15 protein-coding genes and 2 pseudogenes are annotated in these 17,929 nt (G+C 61.3%); 11 read left to right on the top strand and 6 right to left on the bottom strand.

All coding sequences use genetic code 11. The annotated features are described in order from the left end of the window. Window positions 1-417: 417 nt before the first annotated feature. Window positions 418-975, bottom strand: a pseudogene (locus tag C6558_RS36715) (IS110 family transposase); the annotation flags it as partial. Here C6558_RS36715 and C6558_RS36720 point away from each other — a divergent pair. Continuing rightward, complete coding sequence (locus C6558_RS36720; protein WP_107028692.1) at window positions 969-1,352, top strand: hypothetical protein; 384 nt, start codon at window positions 969-971, stop codon at window positions 1,350-1,352. The pseudogene C6558_RS36715 and the gene C6558_RS36720 overlap by 7 nt on opposite strands. 365 nt (window positions 1,353-1,717) lie before the next feature. On the opposite strand, the gene C6558_RS36725 is transcribed toward C6558_RS36720, so the two are convergent. From C6558_RS36725 to C6558_RS36745, 4 genes are all read right to left on the bottom strand, one after another. After that, complete coding sequence (locus C6558_RS36725) at window positions 1,718-2,119, bottom strand: RidA family protein (protein ID WP_107028659.1); 402 nt, start codon at window positions 2,117-2,119, stop codon at window positions 1,718-1,720. Window positions 2,120-2,414: 295 nt separating this feature from the next. Continuing rightward, window positions 2,415-3,008, bottom strand: a complete 594-nt coding sequence (locus C6558_RS36730) for a TetR/AcrR family transcriptional regulator (protein ID WP_107028660.1) — start codon at window positions 3,006-3,008, stop codon at window positions 2,415-2,417. A 384-nt stretch (window positions 3,009-3,392) separates the two neighbouring features. Beyond that, window positions 3,393-4,340 carry a dienelactone hydrolase gene (locus C6558_RS36740; RefSeq protein ID WP_107028661.1) on the bottom strand — a complete coding sequence of 316 codons (948 nt, stop codon included), beginning with the start codon at window positions 4,338-4,340 and terminating at the stop codon, window positions 3,393-3,395. A gap of 53 nt (window positions 4,341-4,393) precedes the next feature. Continuing rightward, window positions 4,394-5,149 carry an SDR family oxidoreductase gene (locus C6558_RS36745; RefSeq protein WP_107028662.1) on the bottom strand — a complete coding sequence of 252 codons (756 nt, stop codon included), beginning with the start codon at window positions 5,147-5,149 and terminating at the stop codon, window positions 4,394-4,396. A gap of 96 nt (window positions 5,150-5,245) precedes the next feature. On the opposite strand from C6558_RS36745, the gene C6558_RS36750 reads away from it, so the two are divergent. Both C6558_RS36750 and C6558_RS36760 read left to right on the top strand, forming a co-directional pair. Beyond that, on the top strand, window positions 5,246-6,163 hold the full coding sequence (locus C6558_RS36750) for an AraC family transcriptional regulator (protein WP_107028663.1): 918 nt from the start codon (window positions 5,246-5,248) through the stop codon (window positions 6,161-6,163). Window positions 6,164-6,745: 582 nt separating this feature from the next. After that, window positions 6,746-7,456: pseudogene (locus tag C6558_RS36760) on the top strand (IS5 family transposase); the annotation flags it as partial. Window positions 7,457-8,001: 545 nt separating this feature from the next. Here C6558_RS36760 and C6558_RS40475 read toward each other — a convergent pair. After that, window positions 8,002-8,571 carry a hypothetical protein gene (locus tag C6558_RS40475; protein ID WP_199197116.1) on the bottom strand — a complete coding sequence of 190 codons (570 nt, stop codon included), beginning with the start codon at window positions 8,569-8,571 and terminating at the stop codon, window positions 8,002-8,004. Between the two features lie 258 nt (window positions 8,572-8,829). Between C6558_RS40475 and C6558_RS36770 the strand changes: the two genes are divergently transcribed. The 8 genes from C6558_RS36770 (at window position 8,830) to C6558_RS36805 (ending at window position 17,920) form a co-directional block, all read left to right on the top strand. Beyond that, window positions 8,830-10,236: an LLM class flavin-dependent oxidoreductase gene (locus C6558_RS36770; RefSeq protein ID WP_107028664.1), complete on the top strand. Its 1,407-nt coding sequence runs from the start codon at window positions 8,830-8,832 to the stop codon at window positions 10,234-10,236. 127 nt (window positions 10,237-10,363) lie between these two features. Next, the gene (locus tag C6558_RS36775; protein ID WP_107028665.1) at window positions 10,364-11,155 is read left to right on the top strand and encodes an ABC transporter ATP-binding protein; all 792 of its coding nucleotides are present in this window, start codon (window positions 10,364-10,366) and stop codon (window positions 11,153-11,155) included. Beyond that, window positions 11,152-12,033 (top strand): branched-chain amino acid ABC transporter permease, encoded by an 882-nt coding sequence (locus tag C6558_RS36780; protein WP_107028666.1) that lies wholly within the window; start codon window positions 11,152-11,154, stop codon window positions 12,031-12,033. Before C6558_RS36775 ends, C6558_RS36780 begins: the two co-directional genes overlap by 4 nt. Before the next feature lie 3 nt (window positions 12,034-12,036). Then, window positions 12,037-13,083 (top strand): branched-chain amino acid ABC transporter permease, encoded by a 1,047-nt coding sequence (locus tag C6558_RS36785; protein ID WP_107028667.1) that lies wholly within the window; start codon window positions 12,037-12,039, stop codon window positions 13,081-13,083. 35 nt (window positions 13,084-13,118) lie between these two features. Next, entirely contained in the window at window positions 13,119-14,447 is a 1,329-nt protein-coding gene (locus tag C6558_RS36790) for an ABC transporter substrate-binding protein (protein WP_107028668.1), read from the top strand. A 21-nt stretch (window positions 14,448-14,468) separates the two neighbouring features. Further along, entirely contained in the window at window positions 14,469-15,815 is a 1,347-nt protein-coding gene (locus C6558_RS36795) for an ABC transporter substrate-binding protein (protein WP_107028669.1), read from the top strand. Window positions 15,816-15,873: 58 nt separating this feature from the next. Next, window positions 15,874-16,656, top strand: a complete 783-nt coding sequence (locus C6558_RS36800; RefSeq protein WP_107028670.1) for an ABC transporter ATP-binding protein — start codon at window positions 15,874-15,876, stop codon at window positions 16,654-16,656. A 37-nt stretch (window positions 16,657-16,693) separates the two neighbouring features. Next, on the top strand, window positions 16,694-17,920 hold the full coding sequence (locus tag C6558_RS36805) for a monooxygenase (protein WP_107028671.1): 1,227 nt from the start codon (window positions 16,694-16,696) through the stop codon (window positions 17,918-17,920). Window positions 17,921-17,929 lie beyond the last annotated feature (9 nt).

Here is a 17,929-nt window from a genome sequence, read left to right on the forward strand (position 1 = left end):
TCGATCCTCGGCACGCTTACTCACCGTTACGGTCGCTCACAGACTCTTCGACACGATCCCGCTTTGAAGTCGACCGGTCTATGGCGACGTTGTCGATGCCGGATCAATACTCCCCAGAAGTGCCGTTTGAATCTTCTCCATATGTGGAACGGCCCGGTTAGCAAGGTATTTATTGCGCGAATCCCCGTCGGGCGGTGCAGTCATATGTCCGGCCTATTTGGCGCGGTCTATGGCCGCTGGTCACGATGAGATCCGCGATGCCGATCGCCCTATCAGTTTACCGCGCTCGATGGCGCATTGGGGAAGACGGTCTGATCAGTATCGAGATTTCGCCCATTGGGTTCATCACGCATTTGGCACCTTGCCGCTTGATTCCGGCGACAGAACGCCGGAACCTCTCCTGTTTCTATGCTCGCATTACATCGCTGGCATCTCGTAGGTCCCGCCCTTGACGAGAAGCGCCCAGATTGTTCGAGCAATTTTGTTTGCCAAAGCAACGGCGGCGACCTTGTAAGGTCTTCGTGCAATGAGCGAGACGATCCAAGAGGGAAGCTTCACTCCTCTGCGATCTTGCTTCAGAATGGATGTCGCGCCGACGATCAGGAGCGTTCGCAACTGTTTGTTCCCGCGTTTCGATATACGGCCCAGCCGCTCTTTGCCACCGCTCGAGTGCACTTTCGGGGTAATCCCGATCCAGGCGGCTAGATTACGTCCCGTTCGGAAGGCTGCCGGATCATGGATCGTCGCTCGAACTGTTGCGGCGATGATGGGGCCGACGCCCGGGATACTGGTAAGTCGTCTAGCGGTGCTATCGGCTTTCACTGCCGCGGCTATCTTCGCATCGAGCGCCTCGATGCGAGCCGACAGCACCTCAATTTGCACCGCCATCTCCAGAAATGCAGCCCGGGCCGCCGATGGGAGACGGGTGTCATCATCGTCTCGTAGAATGACGATGAGCCTGGCGATGCTTGTCTCCTGAATGCCGGAAAGTTTCCGTCGCAAGGCATCGGCAATCCGGAGGGCCTTGGGCGATCGGTTCGATTGGTTCGACGGAAATCCCTGCGCGTGGTTTGGGCCTAAAGCTGCGGGTCGGAAATTTTCCCTATCGCGCCAACGGTAAAAGCCTCGCGATGGGAGAAAGCGATGGTTTCGTCAAGACCATCTTCGATGAGGAAACGGGAGAACTTCTCGGTGCCCATATCTTCGGAAATCAAGCGACCGAGATGATTGGCAGCTATTCGCTGGGAAAGTCGTCAGAGACGACCAACGAAACGATCGCCGATCATCCAACGCTTTCGGAGATGATTCACGAGGCTACATTGAATTCCATGGGTAGAGGGATTCATTACTAGCGAGACCATCGGGCTTTCGTCGCAAAATATACGACCGCGCCCGGGTGGCGGCGCGGTCGGTTTTATCCGCAGAAAATCTGCTTTTGCGGCAGTACTGCCGGTTACTGCATTCAACACATAGCTAGGTAAGGTGACCATTGCGCTAGGACAATTTGGTTTCGGCGCCCCAATCCAATCCCAAGCTTGAGCTGCGCCAAGGGTACGCTCCGTCAACGATCAGTTTTGATACTAATCAGTCACTCTGGAGCCCATTACCCGCAGCCAGACAACCTGCGTTTTGGAGATCTCGACGATTTTTTGCGGGCATTGTTGATTTGAGCGGCCGCTGCTCCAAGTCCAATTGGCGCGTGGTTTTCGGCTGACAGTCAAGTCAAAATAGCGGTGACCCGAATTTCGATACGCATTGTGGGGAGCCCAAGCGCTTCTACACCGACCTGCGTCCAAATCGGAGCGCGATCTGGCATATAACGGCGGTAAAGGCGCGTGATCGTTTCGTTGACCACGGCCGGGAACCCTCCGACATGGTAGGAATTGACGTGTACAACGTCCTTCCAGCTTGCGCCGGCCGTGGACAATGTCCGCTCAACGTTTTCGAACGCCTGTTCGATCTCGGCCTCAATGGCCACAGGAATTTCGAGATCGTCATTCCATCCGCCCTGACCCGAGATTTCGACGCGATCGCCGATCTTGAGCGCCTGCGAGTAATGGAGGAGAGCATGTAGTTTCTCGCCGTATCCAGGCGTGAGGAAGACTTCGGGCTTAGACATGATTGTTCCTGCGATTTAGATCTTAAAACGAGCTCACATACGTGGCGTATGTTAAGTGCACACATACGCGCCGCATGTCAATAGCATACGCGACGTATCTGAGATGAATGGTGAGCCATTTCACAACGCTGGAACAGCGTTGGAGAGAACAGTGTCGCGCTGACTTAAGCGGTGCGGATATCCCACCTTTCGCCGCACAAGTCTTTTCGCTGCAAATGTCTTTCACACACGCAGGACAGAACTGCGGCCCGCCAGGCCGATCGCCGATGAGGCAGCCCGTGTTTCACCTGGGGCATTACTCTGTCAATGCTCCGGACGCGAGGCACTTGAAGGCGGCGACAGCTTTAGTCAAAGTCAAGTGAGGCTCAGAACTTGCAGCGACCCACAGCGCCGCGTTCAGAGCCATACCATTCAAGAGACGTGCCAGCGCCTCGATGTCTATAGGCTTGATTTGACCATCTTTTGACAAGGCCTCGAGCGTCGACATTGTCGCGCGGAGGCAGCGGCCCTGACTTGGCCACTGAGATGGGTCACCGAGAACTGCCGGGCCATCCAGCAGCACGATCCGCTGCACGTCCGGCTGAAGCGCCATTTCGATGTATGCGACGCCCTCAGCTATTAGCCCATCCCATCCTCCCCCGGCCCGGCGGCCGGCTTCGTTTGCCTGCTCAGCCATCGCCGTGTCGATCTGGTCGACGACGGCTGCAAGCAATCCTCGCTTGTCGCCAAAGTTGTGATATAAAGCACCACGGGTCAATCCAGCGTCGGCAGTCAGGTCATCCATGGATGCCGATGCGTATCCCTTTTCTGCAAACGCCTTTCGTCCGGAGCTTATCAGTTTTGCGCGGGTCATCGCCATCATAGCCGCCCGTGTCTTCGCCGGCTTCATTTGCTGCCCCTCAAAACTTGTACCGCTGGATAGCGATAGATCACGCATTATTATACGCGGCGTATATCAACGCAACGCCGGGTACAAGGCTTGAACCCAGCGTGGAGCCCACTCTGTTCACTGGTTGTTTAGCGGCGAATTGACGATATATATGCTGGGATCGCCGATCATCGATGATGGAACCTCTGAGATCGTCCTCGTCATTCATTGGGTTGGTGGCGTGCACACAGAGCTGCGCCTGCCGAAGCGGCGCCGCGGCCAAAGAAGCGCAACGCCTGACGATCCCGGCCCGCAGAGAGACGCCTCGTCCACACACGCCCACCGAACAATGGAGCCGCTATCTCTCGTGCGGCAGGATCCGGTCGACCGAAAATTGAACATGCCTCAGGCGTCGGCGACAAGCGTGACATGGGCCAGCTTGCCTGCGGGACCATCAAGCGAATTGACCGCGCTGACCCAGGCACCGGCTTCGACGCCAAGAGCAGTACGAAGCCAAGCCAGGCTCAGACGTCTCGTTGCCTCAAGGCTGTCTGGCGCTTCGGTTTCTGTCTCCTTTGCGTCCAGTCCGGCGATGCCACCCAAGCCGTGCCCAACGCCATACAGGGTCACGAGTGCCTCGGCACCGGGGCTGTCATGGAACGCGTCGGCATGCCATTCCGCGCCGCGCGAGGTGAAGTGTGGATTGTCGTCGGCACCACAGACCACGAGACTTCGTGTGCTCAAGTGCGAGAAATCCACATCAAAGAACGGGAAACGCGCAGCGTTTTCCGCGGTCAGGTCGCGGCCGCCACGCCCTGGCGCCGCCAGCAGAACGCCGGCGGAGATACGCCGATCGGCAAAGCTCTCCCCCTGCAGTTGCGCCCCCAGAAGCAGCCCGACGGTGAAGCCGCCGAATGAATGACCGGCCGCCGCGATGCGCCGATGGTCGAGACGACCGGCCACCGCCGGTGCTTGCCGTTCTACCTCGTCCAACTGGTCAAGGATAGCCATCATCTCCGAAGCGCGCTCGCGCCAGAAATAGGGAGCACCGGGAGCGTCACGTGGTAGCCCAGCGACAGGGGAGTTTCCATGGGTCGGCTGAATGACGGCAAATCCGCGCTCTGCCCAGAACTGTGCGAGCGGGGCATAGCCATCCTTCGACGGAAGGTATTTCGACGGCCCGCCGCCGTGCGACAGCAGGACGATCGGCAGACCATCGCCTTCCGCAGGTGCGGTCAGGCGCAGCTCCAAATGCGTACGAGCTGCCATGGGCAGGGTGATCGGCGTATATGCCACGGTCAACCGGGGCTCCGGCGCAGGGATCGTGCGCGCGAGATCGATAAGGCTGTTCATTTATCGTGGTCCTTGTTGATGCCCCTGCGGCCTGGCCGCGGGGGCGAAGCTGCTCAGTGGGCGGCGGCGGTTTCCGCAAAGATCGTCTCCGCGTCGACGCCCGCTGGGAGGCGCATCGGCGCCTCTGACTCGGTCACCGCCCGCCAGACCGCTTGTGCCACCTCGTCTGGCTCCGTCTTTTCGGTCGAACGGCGCATCGTCGCGAGATAGTCCTGGACGAAGGCCTCATAGGGTGCCGGAACCTCCATCCCCATCCGCGCCACGGCATTCTTTCCGAAGGAGGTGGTCGGGGCCGAACCAGGCAGGACAAGACGCGTGCGGATGCCAAATTGCGCCACCTCGAGCGCGAGGCTTTCGGTGAACGCATTTATCGCCGCCTTGCTGGCGCTGTAGACCGAGAGCGCCGGAAACGGCCGAAGGGTGATGCTGGAGCTGATGTTGACGATCACGCCCGCTTTGCGGGCCCGCATACCGGGCAGAACCGCCTGAGTCACGGCCATCGCGCCGAGGACGTTGGTTTCGAACAGTTCGCGGGCCTTGGCGATATCCACGCCCTCGAGCACATTGAGCATACCGACCCCGGCGTTGTTGACGAGCGCATCGAGCGGACCGGCGTCTGCAACGGCCTGCGCGATGCTCGCGCGATCCGTGACGTCGAGTGGCAGGATGTGTAGGCGTTCGTGCCGAGGCATCGCTTGTTTGTCCGGGCTTCTCCTGGTCGCGATGACCTCCCAACCCTGGGCGAGAAACAGTTGCGCCGTGGCGAAGCCGAAGCCGGAGGACGTGCCGGTAATGAGAATGCTGGGCATGATGGTTCTCCTATCGTTTTCCGTTCCTAGAGATGGACCAATGACGCTGGACTTTCTATATTCAGTTGTCCGAATCCTTTCAGTGAAAGTCCGACATTGCTCAATCCGCCTTCCGACCCGCTCGCCAGCGTCGTTGCGCTGCTCAAGCCCGAACCCTCGATCTCCAAGCTGGTGAGCGGGGGCGGTCGCTGGCTGGTCGAACGCAAGAACATGCGCAGCCCGTTCTACTGCGCCGTGACCGAGGGAACGTGCCGGCTGACGATCCGGGAACGCTCGCCCCTTGTCCTCGAAGCTGGTGACTTCGTGCTGGTGCCGGAAGTGTTCCACTTCACCATGTCCAGCATCGATCCGCCGCGCCGCGGCGCGTTGCGCGTGCCGCTGGAGACCGGGCCGGGCGTGTTCCGGCTAGGAGAACTGGGCGCCCCCACCCGGACGCGTTGCTTGGTGGGCCACTGCACTTTTGCCTCGCCGGACAAGGATCTGCTCGTCTCGCTCCTGCCCGACGTGATCCATGTGCGCACGCCGGGCCGCTTGATCGCGCTCATGCAGATGATCCAGGAGGAGACGCAGAACGATCGTGCCGCGCGCGATATGGTGCTCCGGCGGCTTCTGGAGGTGCTTCTGATCGAAGCATTACGATGTGTCGATAGTAGCACGATGGCCGAACCCGGCCTGCTGCGCGGCCTTGCCGATCCTCAGCTTGCCCTGGCGCTACGCAAGATCCATTCCGATCCCGGCGCTCACTTGTCCGTCGCGGGACTGGCAGGCGCGGCGGGCATGTCACGCTCGACTTTTTTCGATCGGTTCCGCCGCCTGCTTGGGATGGCGCCCATGGAATATCTGTCGGCCTGGCGGCTGGCGGTGGCCAAAGACCTGTTGCTGCGGAGCGACCTAGCCATTGTGGAGATCGCTCAGCGCGTGGGGTATGCGTCCACGGGTGCGTTCAGCATGGCGTTTTCCCGGCATGTCGGAATACCGCCGGGAGCATTCGCTTCGCAGCGACGAGCTGCGTAGGCGCAGCGACATGCCTTTTTTGGTCGGAGTTGAGCGGCAGACAATTGGTAGCGCTTGCGGATCGGGCGCTCTGTGCCGCACAGCATGCCCAAGGCCCAGCGGGTACGGCCCGATTTCTCGCAAATGGCTACCAGGTCACGCAACCCTTAGTGGGCGGCGCGGCAAGGGATCTGCCGGCTGCTGATATGGAGGCGCTTTCAGCCCAGCATCGATCGGGTCGTGGGCTAGTTAATCGTTGCCATCCATTCGCCCGTTGCGGACTTCAAGAAGCCGACGACACGATCTAAAGGCTGAGCTTGTGGAGACATCCTTACAGTCGTCATGCAGGCCACACACTTTTGTCGCACTTGCCACGTTTCAGGGAAATGTCGAGCAGGTTGTTTCGATCCCATACGAGTGGTGAGGCGGCGTGTGCTTTACGAAATGCTGCAAGGACCTGCTCCTCTGAAGGCATCTCCACCACAGGGATCGGGCAATCAGAAGCGCTTCTTGACGCCCTTGTCGTTCGGAATGCGTTGGTGCACGGATCGTTAGCGGTCTGAGTTGGCCGGACGGAACCGCAACAGCCCTTGTCGTTTAGTCATGCCTTTCAAACACAATAGCGCCGGCCGTCATCGCATCGAGAAGATGAAATTCAGGGTGGCGAACTGGCCGGAGTATGAGGCGGGACTTCGTCGGCGTGGCAGTCTGACCTTGTGGCTGACACCGGATGCCCTGTCCGGATGGCAAGCACCAAGACGCAAGACCCGGGGCGGCCAGCACCGTTATTCCGATCTGGCGATCGAAACCACCTTGACGCTGGGCCTGGTGTTTGGCCTGCGGCTGCGCCAGGCAGAAGGCTTGTTGGAATCGGTGCTGCAATTGATGGGGCTGGAGCTTGCTGTGCCCGAGCATACGACCCTGAGCCGTCGGGCGCGGACATGGCAATCTCGCAACAAGCGACATCAGCAAGAGGGTCGACCGGACGGAGCGTTGCACGTTCTTATCGACAGCACTGGCCTCCAGATCTACGGCGCGGGCTAGTGGCTGGAGGAAAAGCATGGCGCCAGATCCCGTCGAGGCTGGCGCAAGCTGCATCTGGCGTTGAATGCCGATAGTGGCGAGATCGTTGCGCATACCCTGACTGATCAGGATACCGGTGACGTCTCTCAGGTTGCGCCGCTGCTCGACCAAATTGAGGGTCCGATCGGACAGTTTACTGCCGACGGTGCCTATGATGGAAAGCCAACCTATGATGCAGTCATCGATCACAGCGCGGCGGCGGTTATCGTCATTCCGCCTCGCGCCAATGCCGGCGGTCACTGACGGCGCGAACAGCTCCCGGTACCACTCCCTGTGGGTCTCCCGCGTCAACGTGCCGGCCGGCTTGCCGTTGATGATCGCGGCAACTGAGTCTTTGACCTTTTGGAATGCGAGGTAGTAGCCACACGCGGCGAGTGCATCCCGGTTCTTGCGGTCCTCTTCATCAATATCGGGATTCCAGCTTCCTTCACGTATACGGTCGATGAGTTCCGGTGTGACGCTGTAGCCTTCGATCGACAACGAGTGATACGCGTCGCTCTCGTAGATATCCTCGACGAACTTCATATAGGCGTCTTTGTCCGCCGGCAGCCCCGGCGCTTTCGGGAATATCTCAATCAAGGCTTCGCGCTGCGATTCCCATATCGCGCGCAGGCGGGCCACCAACGGGGGTGCGCCTGCTGCAATGGTGGTCACACCCGTCTGTCCGGCGAAGGGGTTTGACGCGCGAACGTCGTACCCGGTTGCTTTGAAGGCTGCCAGGATTTCATCGGCGGAAGGCGCCCGCAAGCCGTCCCGCCACGGCGGAATGGCCACCATCAAGCAGCAGGGCCAGCACGGTTGATACGTCGCGCACGGACGCCATGGCGACCTGCATCTCGATTGGCGCGCGCTGGAAGAACGCTTCCGGCACCCGGATAAGGGCGGCCTCGACAGTGAACACGCGCTGGCCGTTTTTCTCTGTCCAGTTCAGCCGGCATCTCCTTGACCTTGAGGTCATAGAGCGAAGTGCCGAACAGCAAGTCGATTTTGTTGTTCGTGCCTTTGGGGGAGTTCACCACCACCTGAGGCGGAATGGTGGGCGCTTCCGCGTGCAGAAGCAGCGACTGCTCCGGTGACAGGAACCAGTCCTTGCCAAACCGGTCATTGCAGTAAAGAAAGCAGAACTCCCAGAAGCTCGCGTAGCAGGGGGTGGTGTCCTGCTGCTGTGCCTGCGGGCCGGTCGACATGAGCCAGCCCTTGATGACATCGCGCAGGAACCCGTTGTGCAGCAGCCGCTCCCGGTGGACGCGGGTCAGCTCATCTGAGTTGAATATGCGCCGCCTGCCGTCCTGCAGCGCTTTGAGGACGGCCAGTGATTCTGCGAGTTTTTCATGGGGCTTGGCCATGGCCGTAGGACGACAAGACAGGCTTTCGAAAGGGCACAGCCATCAGCCCTCCGGAGAAAGGTCCCTTTGCCGGTACGATCGATGGGTTAGGCCGCTATGCGATCAGCAGTGGTGACTGCGCCTCTAAAAGATTGGCAAACCGGTCCTCAGCAGAAATGCAATAATTTTCTCTCCAATAGGCTATAAAAACTATAAATTTTCTACCATAAGGCTACGCGCCCGCCTAGTCTCCCGGAAACGCAAACTGCGGGATCGCCGATGACCAAAACCATTCGCTTTAATGCCTTCGAAATGAACTGCGTCGGCCACCAGTCGCCAGGGCTTTGGCGCCATCCGCGCGACCGGTCCTGGCAATACAAGGATCTTGAATACTGGACTGACCTCGCGATGCTGTTGGAGACCGGCTTCTTCGACTCCATTTTCATCGCTGATGTCATTGGCTACTACGACGTTTACAAGGGCAATCTTGACAACGCTCTTCTCCAGGGCGTGCAGATACCGGTTAGCGATCCGTTGCAGCTTGCCAATCCGATTGCGCTCGCGACGAAGCATCTTGGCATCGGCATCACCGCATCAACGAGCTTCGAGCATCCCTATACATTTGCGCGCCGGCTCTCGACGGCGGACCACCACACCAAGGGGCGGATTGGCTGGAACATCGTTACCTCCTACCTCGAAAGCGGAGCTAAGAACGTCGGGCAGGGCGGCTTGCGCTCCCACGACAATCGCTATGATGTCGCGTCGGAATATCTGGAGGTTCTCTACAAGCTCTTCGAGGGTAGCTGGCAAGAGGGCGCCGTCCTGCGAGACAAGGAGCGCGGCATTTTCGCCGATCCGGCCAAGATCCACGAGATCGGTCACAAGGGCAAATATTTCGACGTGCCCGGCTACCATCTGTGTGAACCGTCGCCGCAGCGCACGCCGGTCCTTTTCCAGGCCGGAGCCTCGAATGCCGGGAAGGACGTTGCCGCGGGACATGCCGAATGCGTGTTCATCTCGACGCCGTTGAAAGGTGCAACGCGCGCCTATGTCGCCGACATCCGTCAGCGCGCGGCCGCGCAGGGACGCGATCCGAAGAAACTGCTCGTCTACGCTATGGCGACGATCATCGTCGACGAGACGGACGAGAAGGCGCGCGCGAAGTACGAGGAATATGTCAAGTACGCCTCCTATGACGGCGCGCTCGTCCTGATGTCCGGCTGGACCGGCATCGACTTCGGTCATTACAAGCCAGCGGACACCGTGCAACATGTCAAGACGAACGCCATCACCTCGGCGGTGGAGCGCCTTTCGGATGGCCGGAAGGTCTGGACGATCGAGGAACTGGCGCAATGGGGCGGCATCGGCGGCATGGGGCCGTTGTTCGTCGGCTCGCCTTCGACAATCGCCGATATCCTGCAGGAATGGGTCGAGGATACCGACATCGACGGGTTCAACCTCGCCTATGCGCTGGCTCACGAGACCTTTGCCGACGTGATCGGTTACGTGGTGCCGGAACTGCAGAAACGCGGCGTGTATGCCACCGGCTATCGCGAGGGAACGTTGCGCGAAAAGCTCTTCGGTGAAGGCCCGTATCTCCCTGCGACGCATCCGGCTGATAGGTTCCGCGATATCGAGAAGGTAAAGCGGGAAGAAGCCGCCAAGGGAGACGAAAAGGCGGCCTGACGGTCGCTTCTCCAAGCCGGCGCGGGCGCGCCGACCCAAAAACCAGCATCGAAATGAACGAACGCCGTGACTGTCAGTCACGCGAAGGGGCGGGGCTTGCCTGCCGGAACCATGGAGCAACAGGCCGATGAGCACATCCGCGACGCCGGCGCTTGAGATCAGGAATGTATCTTTGTCCTTCCGGGGCGTGAATGCGATTTCCGACCTGTCCTTCGCGGTGAAGCAACAGGAAATCTGTGCGCTGATCGGCCCGAACGGGGCCGGCAAGAGTTCTCTGCTCAACATCATCAATGGGGTTTATGTGCCAGACACCGGCGAGATCGTCTTCGAGGGGGAGCGTTTTCAGCGCATGCAGCCGATCGAGGCGGCACGGCGCGGCATCGGCCGCGGCTTCCAGAACAACGCGCTGTTCTCCGGCATGAGCGTCATCGACAACGTCATCACCGGCCTGTCGCGCCATTCACGCGTAACGCTGGTCGAGGAGATGTTCCGTCTGCCACGCGCGCTCAGCGAAGAGCGCCATTTGCGTGAGCGCGCGCGCGGCGTGCTGCATCTCTTCGATCTCGAGAAGCACGCGGATACGCCTGTCGGAACCTTGCCTTACGGCGTGCAGAAGAAGGTCGAGATGGCGCGCGCCATCGTCGGCGAGCCGAAGCTGCTGCTGCTCGACGAACCGCTGGCCGGCATGAATGCCGGTGAGAAGCAGGAAATCGCCGCCGTCATCCAGCGGCTGAACGCCGAGTTGAAGCTGACGATCGTGCTGATCGAGCACGATGTCGGCATCGTCCTGAAGGTCGCCCATCAGGTCGTCGTGCTCGATTACGGGCGAAAATTGGCCGACGGTCCGCCGGAGACCATCCGCGACAACCCGGATGTCATCGCCGCCTATGTCGGCTCCGAACATGCGGAGGTGGCATGAGCACGTTCCTCGAAACGCTGATCGGCGGCCTGCTGGCGGGCACGATGTACTCGCTCGTCGCGATCGGCTTCGTGCTGATCTACAAGGCGTCCGGCGTCTTCAACTATGCGCAGGGCTCGATCCTTCTCTTCGGGGCGCTGACCTTCGTCACGCTGACCGAAAACGGCGTGCCTGCCTATGGCGCCATCGCGATCACCATCGCGCTTCTGATCGCCACGGCGATCGCCATCGAGAAGCTGCTCCTGCGGCCGCTGACCAACCGCAGCCCAATGACGCTCTTCATGGCGACACTCGGCCTGTCCTATGTGGTCGAGGGCGTGGCGCAGGGCATCATGGGATCGCAGGTCAGGGCGCTGAACCTCGGCGTCGAGGACCTGCCGATCTTTCTCGGCGATATCCTGATCAGCCAGTTCGATCTTGTCACCGCCGGCGTGGCGCTGGCTTTGGTCGTGGTCCTCTCGCTGCTATTCAACAAGACGCGCATCGGCATCCAGTTGCGCGGCGTGGCGGACGATACCCGGGCTGCGCTTTCCCTCGGTATCGACATCAACCGCATCTGGCAGATCGTCTGGAGCGTGGCGGGTCTCGTCGGCCTCGTCGCCGGCCTGCTCTGGGGCGCGCGGCAGGGCGTGCAGTTCTCGCTGTCGCTGGTCGTCCTCAAGGCCCTGCCCGTCCTCATCATCGGCGGCTTCACCTCGATTGCCGGCGCGATCGTCGGGGGGGTGATCGTCGGTGCCGGCGAGAGCCTCGCGGAAACCTATGTCGGCCCCTTCCTCGGCGGCGGCATAACGCCGTGGTTCGCCTATGCGCTGGCGCTCCTCTTCCTCTTCATCCGTCCGGCCGGCCTCTTCGGCGAACGCTCCATCGAAAGGGTCTGATCCATGGCTGAACTCGATCTGCGGGCGACCGCCGAACCTGTCGATCGGGTCGGCCTGAGGGCTGTCGGGCTGGTCGCCGTCGCCGCCCTTGTGCTTGCTGCACCCTTCCTCGCTTCCGAATACTGGATCAACGCGATCATCGTGCCGTTCCTGATCCTGTCGCTCGCAGGCCTCGGTCTCAATCTTGTGACGGGCTATGCGGGGCAGCTTTCCCTCGGTGCCGGCGCCTTCATGATGGTCGGTGCCTACGCCACCTTCGCGCTGCAACTGCGCGTGCCAGAACTGCCGCTGCTGCTGGCTCTGATCGTTGCCGGCCTCATCGCCGGTGCCGTCGGCCTCATCTTCGGGCTGCCATCGACCCGCATCAAGGGCTTCTACCTGATCGTCAGCACACTCGCCGCGCAGTTCTTCTTCGAGTGGCTGTTCCTCAAGTTTCCGTGGTTCTACAACGGCAACTCGTCGGCGACGATCGCGCTGTCGCGTGGTCTGTCCGTCTTCGGTCTCGATGCCAATGGTCCGCATGGACGTTATTACTTGACGCTCGGCATCGTCGCGCTCCTGACTTTCCTGTCGTTCAACCTCATCCGCAGCCAGACTGGCCGCAACTGGATGGCGATCCGCGACATGGACACGGCGGCGGCTGTGATCGGTGTCCCGGTGCTGCGCGCCAAGCTGCAGGCCTTTGCGGTCTCCAGCTTCATCCTCGGCATCGCCGGCGCATTGTGGGCCTTCGCCTATCTCGGTTCGGCTAGCGTGCAGAGCTTCGGCCTGCACCGGTCCTACCAGATACTCTTCATCATCATCATCGGCGGGCTCGGTACGATCCGCGGCGCCTATCTGGGGGCTGCCTTCGTCAGCCTGCTGCCGCTCGCGCTGGACTGGCTGTTTCAATATCTCTTCAGCGGCCAGGTCGACGCCGGCCTGCTGCAGAACATCCAGAAAGCCATCTTCGGCATCCTCATCATCTGGTTCCTGATCCGCGAACCGGAAGGACTGTCGCGCCTTCTCGCCATCCGGCGCACGGCCAGCCGTCGCCTTTTCCCGTCCTGACATTTCCAATCATCTGAACCCTGGAGCCTGAAACCATGAAACGCCTGCTCGTCGCCGGCCTTCTCGCCGGCACCGTCATTTCCCACGCGGTATCCGCCTTCGCGGCCGATGTCAGCCAGTACATCCCGCTGCCGACCTACCGCGTCGGCGCCTATGCCTCCTCCGGCGAACTCTGGTGGGCTGGCGAACGTGATTACTTCCGCTACATCAATGAGGTCGAAGGCGGCGTCGAGGGTGTGAAACTCGACTACGAAGAGTTCGAGACGGAATGGAGCCCGGACCGCACCGTCGAGGTCTACGAGCGCGTCAAGGCCGGCAAGAACGGTTCGCCGCTCGCCTTCTTCTTCACCCACGGCACGCCTGCGACCTATGCGCTGCTAGAAAAGGCGGCTGCCGACAATATCCCGCTGATCGACCCGGCCGGCGGCAAGACGGAGACGGTCGACGGCACGGTCTTCCCCTATGCCTTCCCGCTGCTCTTCAGCTACTATAGCCAGGCATCGACGGGCATCAACTACGTCGCCTCCAAAGTCGGCGGGCACGACAAGCTCAAGGGCCTGAAGATCGCGACCGTCTATCACGACAGCGCCTATGGCCGCGCCAGCCAGCCCGCCGTCGAGGTTCTCGCGAAAAAATACGGCTTCGAGAACATCCAGATCCCGGTCGCCGATCCTGGTAACGAGCAGTCGCCGCAATGGCGCCAGATCCGCGAGCAGAAGCCGGACTGGGTCTTCCTGCGCACCTGGGGCGTTTCGACCGTCGTCGCGCTGAAGACCGCACAGCGCTTCGGCTTTCCGGCCGACCACATCATTGGCGACGTCTGGGCCGGCTCCGAATCCGACGCCATTCCGGCGGGCGCGGCTGCCGTCGGCTACTCGGCGCTCGCGCCCTATCCGGGCGGCACGGATTTCGAAATCCACAACAAGTTGAAGGCCGAAATCCTCGACAAGGGCAAGTCGGACCTGCGCGACCCGAAACTCTTCGGCGCCGTCAACTACAATATCGGCCTGGTCAATGCCGCGCTCGCCGTCGAGGCGCTGCGCACCGGCTACCAGCATTTCGGCGCCCGGCCGTTGAACGGCGAGGAAGGCCGCTGGGCCCTCGAACACCTGACGATCGACGACAAGCGGCTCGAGGAAATCGGCTTCAAGGGCCTGCTGCAGCCGATCGCCATCACTGCGACGGACCACGAAGGCGGCGGCGCTGCCCGTATCCAGAGCTGGGACGGCGAGAAGTGGGTGCTGCAGACCGACTGGATCAAGGCGGACCACGAACTCCTAAATCCGCTGATCAAGGAAGGCGCCGCGGCCTACGCCAAGGAGCACGGCATCACGCCGCGCACGCCCGAGACCGAAACCAACTGATCGACGACACCGAGGCTTATCATGTTGAAGAAGATTACACGCACCCTGATCGCCGCCGCATCGCTGGCGTTACTTGCCGACACCGCCCATGCCGTCGATACGACGCCGGGGCCGGACAGCAACAAGCAGTTCTTCCCGATCGCCAGCTACCGCGTTGGCCCCTATGCTGCGTCCGGCACGTCGATCTGGGCGGGCATCATCGACTATTACCGCTACATCAACGAGGTCGAAGGCGGCATCAACGGCGTGCCGATCGTCTGGCAGGAATGCGAGACGGAATGGATGGCCGAGAAGGGCATCGAGTGCTACGAGCGGTTCAAGCGCGGCCTGAACGGCGCGCCGGTCGCATCCTATTTCCCGAACGGCGCACCGGCGGCCTACGCGCTGTCGGATCGCGCGGCGCAGGACAAGCTACCGCTCGTGACGATGGCCTATGGTCGAACGGAAGCCACTGACGGCCGCGTCTTCCCCTATATCTTCCCGGTCATGGTGACCTTTTACAGCGAGGCTTCCGCGCTGGTGAACTACATCGCCGAGCGGGAAGGCGGGCTCGACAAGCTGAAGGGCAAAAAGATCGCGACTGTCTACCATGACAGTGCCTATGGCCGCGAGACACTCGATCCGCTGGCTCTGTTCGCGGAAAAATACGGGTTCGAGAATATCCAGATCCCGGTTCCCGATCCGGGCAGCGAACAGTCGGCGCAATGGCGGCATGTGCGTGAGCAGAAGCCGGACTGGGTGTTTCTCAGGACCTGGGGTGTCTCGACGCCGGTTGCGGTGAAGAGCGCGCAGCGCTTCGGCTTCCCGGCCGACCGCATCATCGGCGATGTCTGGGCGTCGTCAGAAGAAGACGTGATTCCGGCGGGCGATGCGGCCAAAGGTTATCTGGCGCTCACGCCGTATCCGGCAGGCACCGAGTTCGAAATCCACAAGCGCCTGAAGCAGCACATTGTCGATGCCGGCAAGTCCGACCTTCGCGATCCGAAGGCCTTCGGCAGCGTCTACTACAATTCCGGTCTGGTGAACGCGCTCATCTCGGTGGAGGTCGTGCGGCAGGCACAGGCGAAATTTGGCAACCGGCCGATAACCGGCGAAGAAGGGCAATGGGCGCTGGAGCACCTGAAGCTGGATAATCCGGCGCTGGAAAAGGCGGGCTTCCTCGGTCTTGTCCAGAACCTGCAACTGACGCCGGCCGACCATGAAGGCGGCGGTGCCGTGCGTGTGCAACAGTGGGATGGTGCCGGCTGGAACCTCGTCAGTGATTGGGTGCAGGCCGATCGCGAGGCGCTGCGGCCGCTGATCGACGCCAAGTCCGAGGCCTATGCCAAGGAACACGGCATCACCCCACGCGACGTCGGCACGAACTGACAGGTGAACAAATCCGGGGCGGCTCTCCGTCGCCCCGGATTTCAACGGAGATGAAACGATGACGACGCTGGCGCATGGGACACAGGCCGACAAGGCGGACAATCCGCAGCTCGATGTATCTGGAATCGAGGTCGTCTATGGCGGTGCGATCCTCGCCGTCTCCGACGTCTCGCTGACGGTGGGGGCAAGGGAGATCGTGGCGCTCCTCGGGGCAAACGGCGCTGGCAAGAGCACGGTACTGAAAGCCATCTCCGGGCTTGCATCAGCGGATCGCGCAGGTGTACGCCGCGGCCATATCCGTTTCGATGGCGAAGACATTCTCGGTCTGCCGGCAAACAAACTGGCAAAGCGCGGCATCGTCCATGTTCTGGAAGGGCGGCATGTCTTTCCTCATCTTACGGTCGAGGAAAACCTGCAGGCAGGCGCATTCCTTCGCCGTCCCGGTCGTCGCGCGCTGCAGGAACAGCTCGACGATGTCTACGAATGGTTCCCCCGGCTGAAGGAGAAGCGGCGCACACAAGCTGGCTTCACCTCCGGTGGCGAGCAGCAGATGCTCGCCATCGGTCGGGCACTGCTGACGCGCCCGCGTCTCGTTCTGCTCGATGAACCATCGATGGGACTGGCACCGCGCATCGTGCAGGAAATCTTCCAGATCATCGTCCAGCTCAACAGGGAGCGTGGCACGGCCTTCCTGCTTGCCGAGCAGAACGCTGCGCTTTCGCTGAAACACGCGTCACGCGCCTACATCCTTGAAGGCGGCCGTGTCGTGTTGAGCGGCACGGCGGAAGACCTCGCGCGGCGTGACGATCTCCACCGTCTCTATCTCGGCGACGCGGCCTGACGCGCGCCTCCATCCATCAAACAGGAACCATATTCGCATGACGCAGATCGACCTTGGCTGGGGCGAAGGCCCTTCCGAACGCTACGAAACCCTCGCGCAAAACTTCCGCCCGCTCTTTGTCGAAATCGCTGCCGGAGCGCTGGACCGGGAGCTTAACCGGAAACTGCCCGATGCCGAGATCGTTCGGTTGAAGGCTGCGCGCTTCGGTGCTTTGCGCGTGCCAGAAGCCGAGGGCGGTTTTGGTGCGACCCTGCCCGAACTGTTTAACCTCCTGATCGAACTTTCGGCTGCAGACTCCAACATCACTCAGGCGCTGCGCGGCCATTTCGGCTTCGTCGAGGATGTCGTCAACAAGGCGGCAGGTCCGGATCGCGCCCGCTGGACGGAGCGACTTTCGCGTGGCGAAATCGCCGGCAATGCCTGGACGGAGATTGGTAATGCGCAGCAAAGCGGCTTTTCCACGAAGATTTCGCAGGCCGATGGCAAGCATGTCATCGACGGGCAGAAATTCTACACGACCGGCTCTCTCTTCGCCGACTGGATCAATGTCGGCGTGACCGGCCTCGACGGCGTCGGCAGCGCGGTCCAGGTGCGCCGTGACGATCCCGGTGTCGAGGTCGTCGACGACTGGGACGGCTTCGGACAGATATTGACAGCAAGCGGCACGACGCGTTTCGTCGGTGCGACTGTCGATCCGGCCGACATCGTGGCTGACGAGAACCAGTTCCGCTACGGTGCGGCCTTCTATCAGGTTGTGCATCTTGCCACCCTAGCAGGCATCGGGCGCGTACTGTCCGAAGAGGTCGCGAGCGCAGTCGCCAAGCGCGTCCGCAATTACACCAATGCCGCCGGCCCGCGCTCCAGCCAGGACCCGCAGGTCCTGCAAGTCGTCGGCCGTATCCGCAGCAGTGCATACACCGCCTCTGCCATCGTGCTGCAGGTCGCCCGCTCGATCGAACGCGCCTACCGTGCCCACTTCGCTGGTGATGCCGCCGCTGAAGAACAGGCCAATGCCATTGCCGAACTCGAAACCTCGCAGGCGCTGACCGTCGTGACCGATCTTATCCTCGAAGCCTCTACCATCGCCTTTGATGCGCTCGGTGCCTCGTCGACGCGCAAGCCGCTCGGCCTCGACCGTCATTGGCGCAATGCGCGGACGCTTTCGTCGCACAACCCCCGCATCTACAAGGATCGCATCGTCGGCGATTTCGCTGTCAACGGAACGCCACCGCCCTACCAGTGGCGAATCGGTCTTGCCTCGTGATCGGCGTCG

Source organism: Ensifer sp. NM-2 (genome assembly GCF_003024455.1).
Taxonomy (GTDB): domain Bacteria; phylum Pseudomonadota; class Alphaproteobacteria; order Rhizobiales; family Rhizobiaceae; genus Ensifer; species Ensifer canadensis.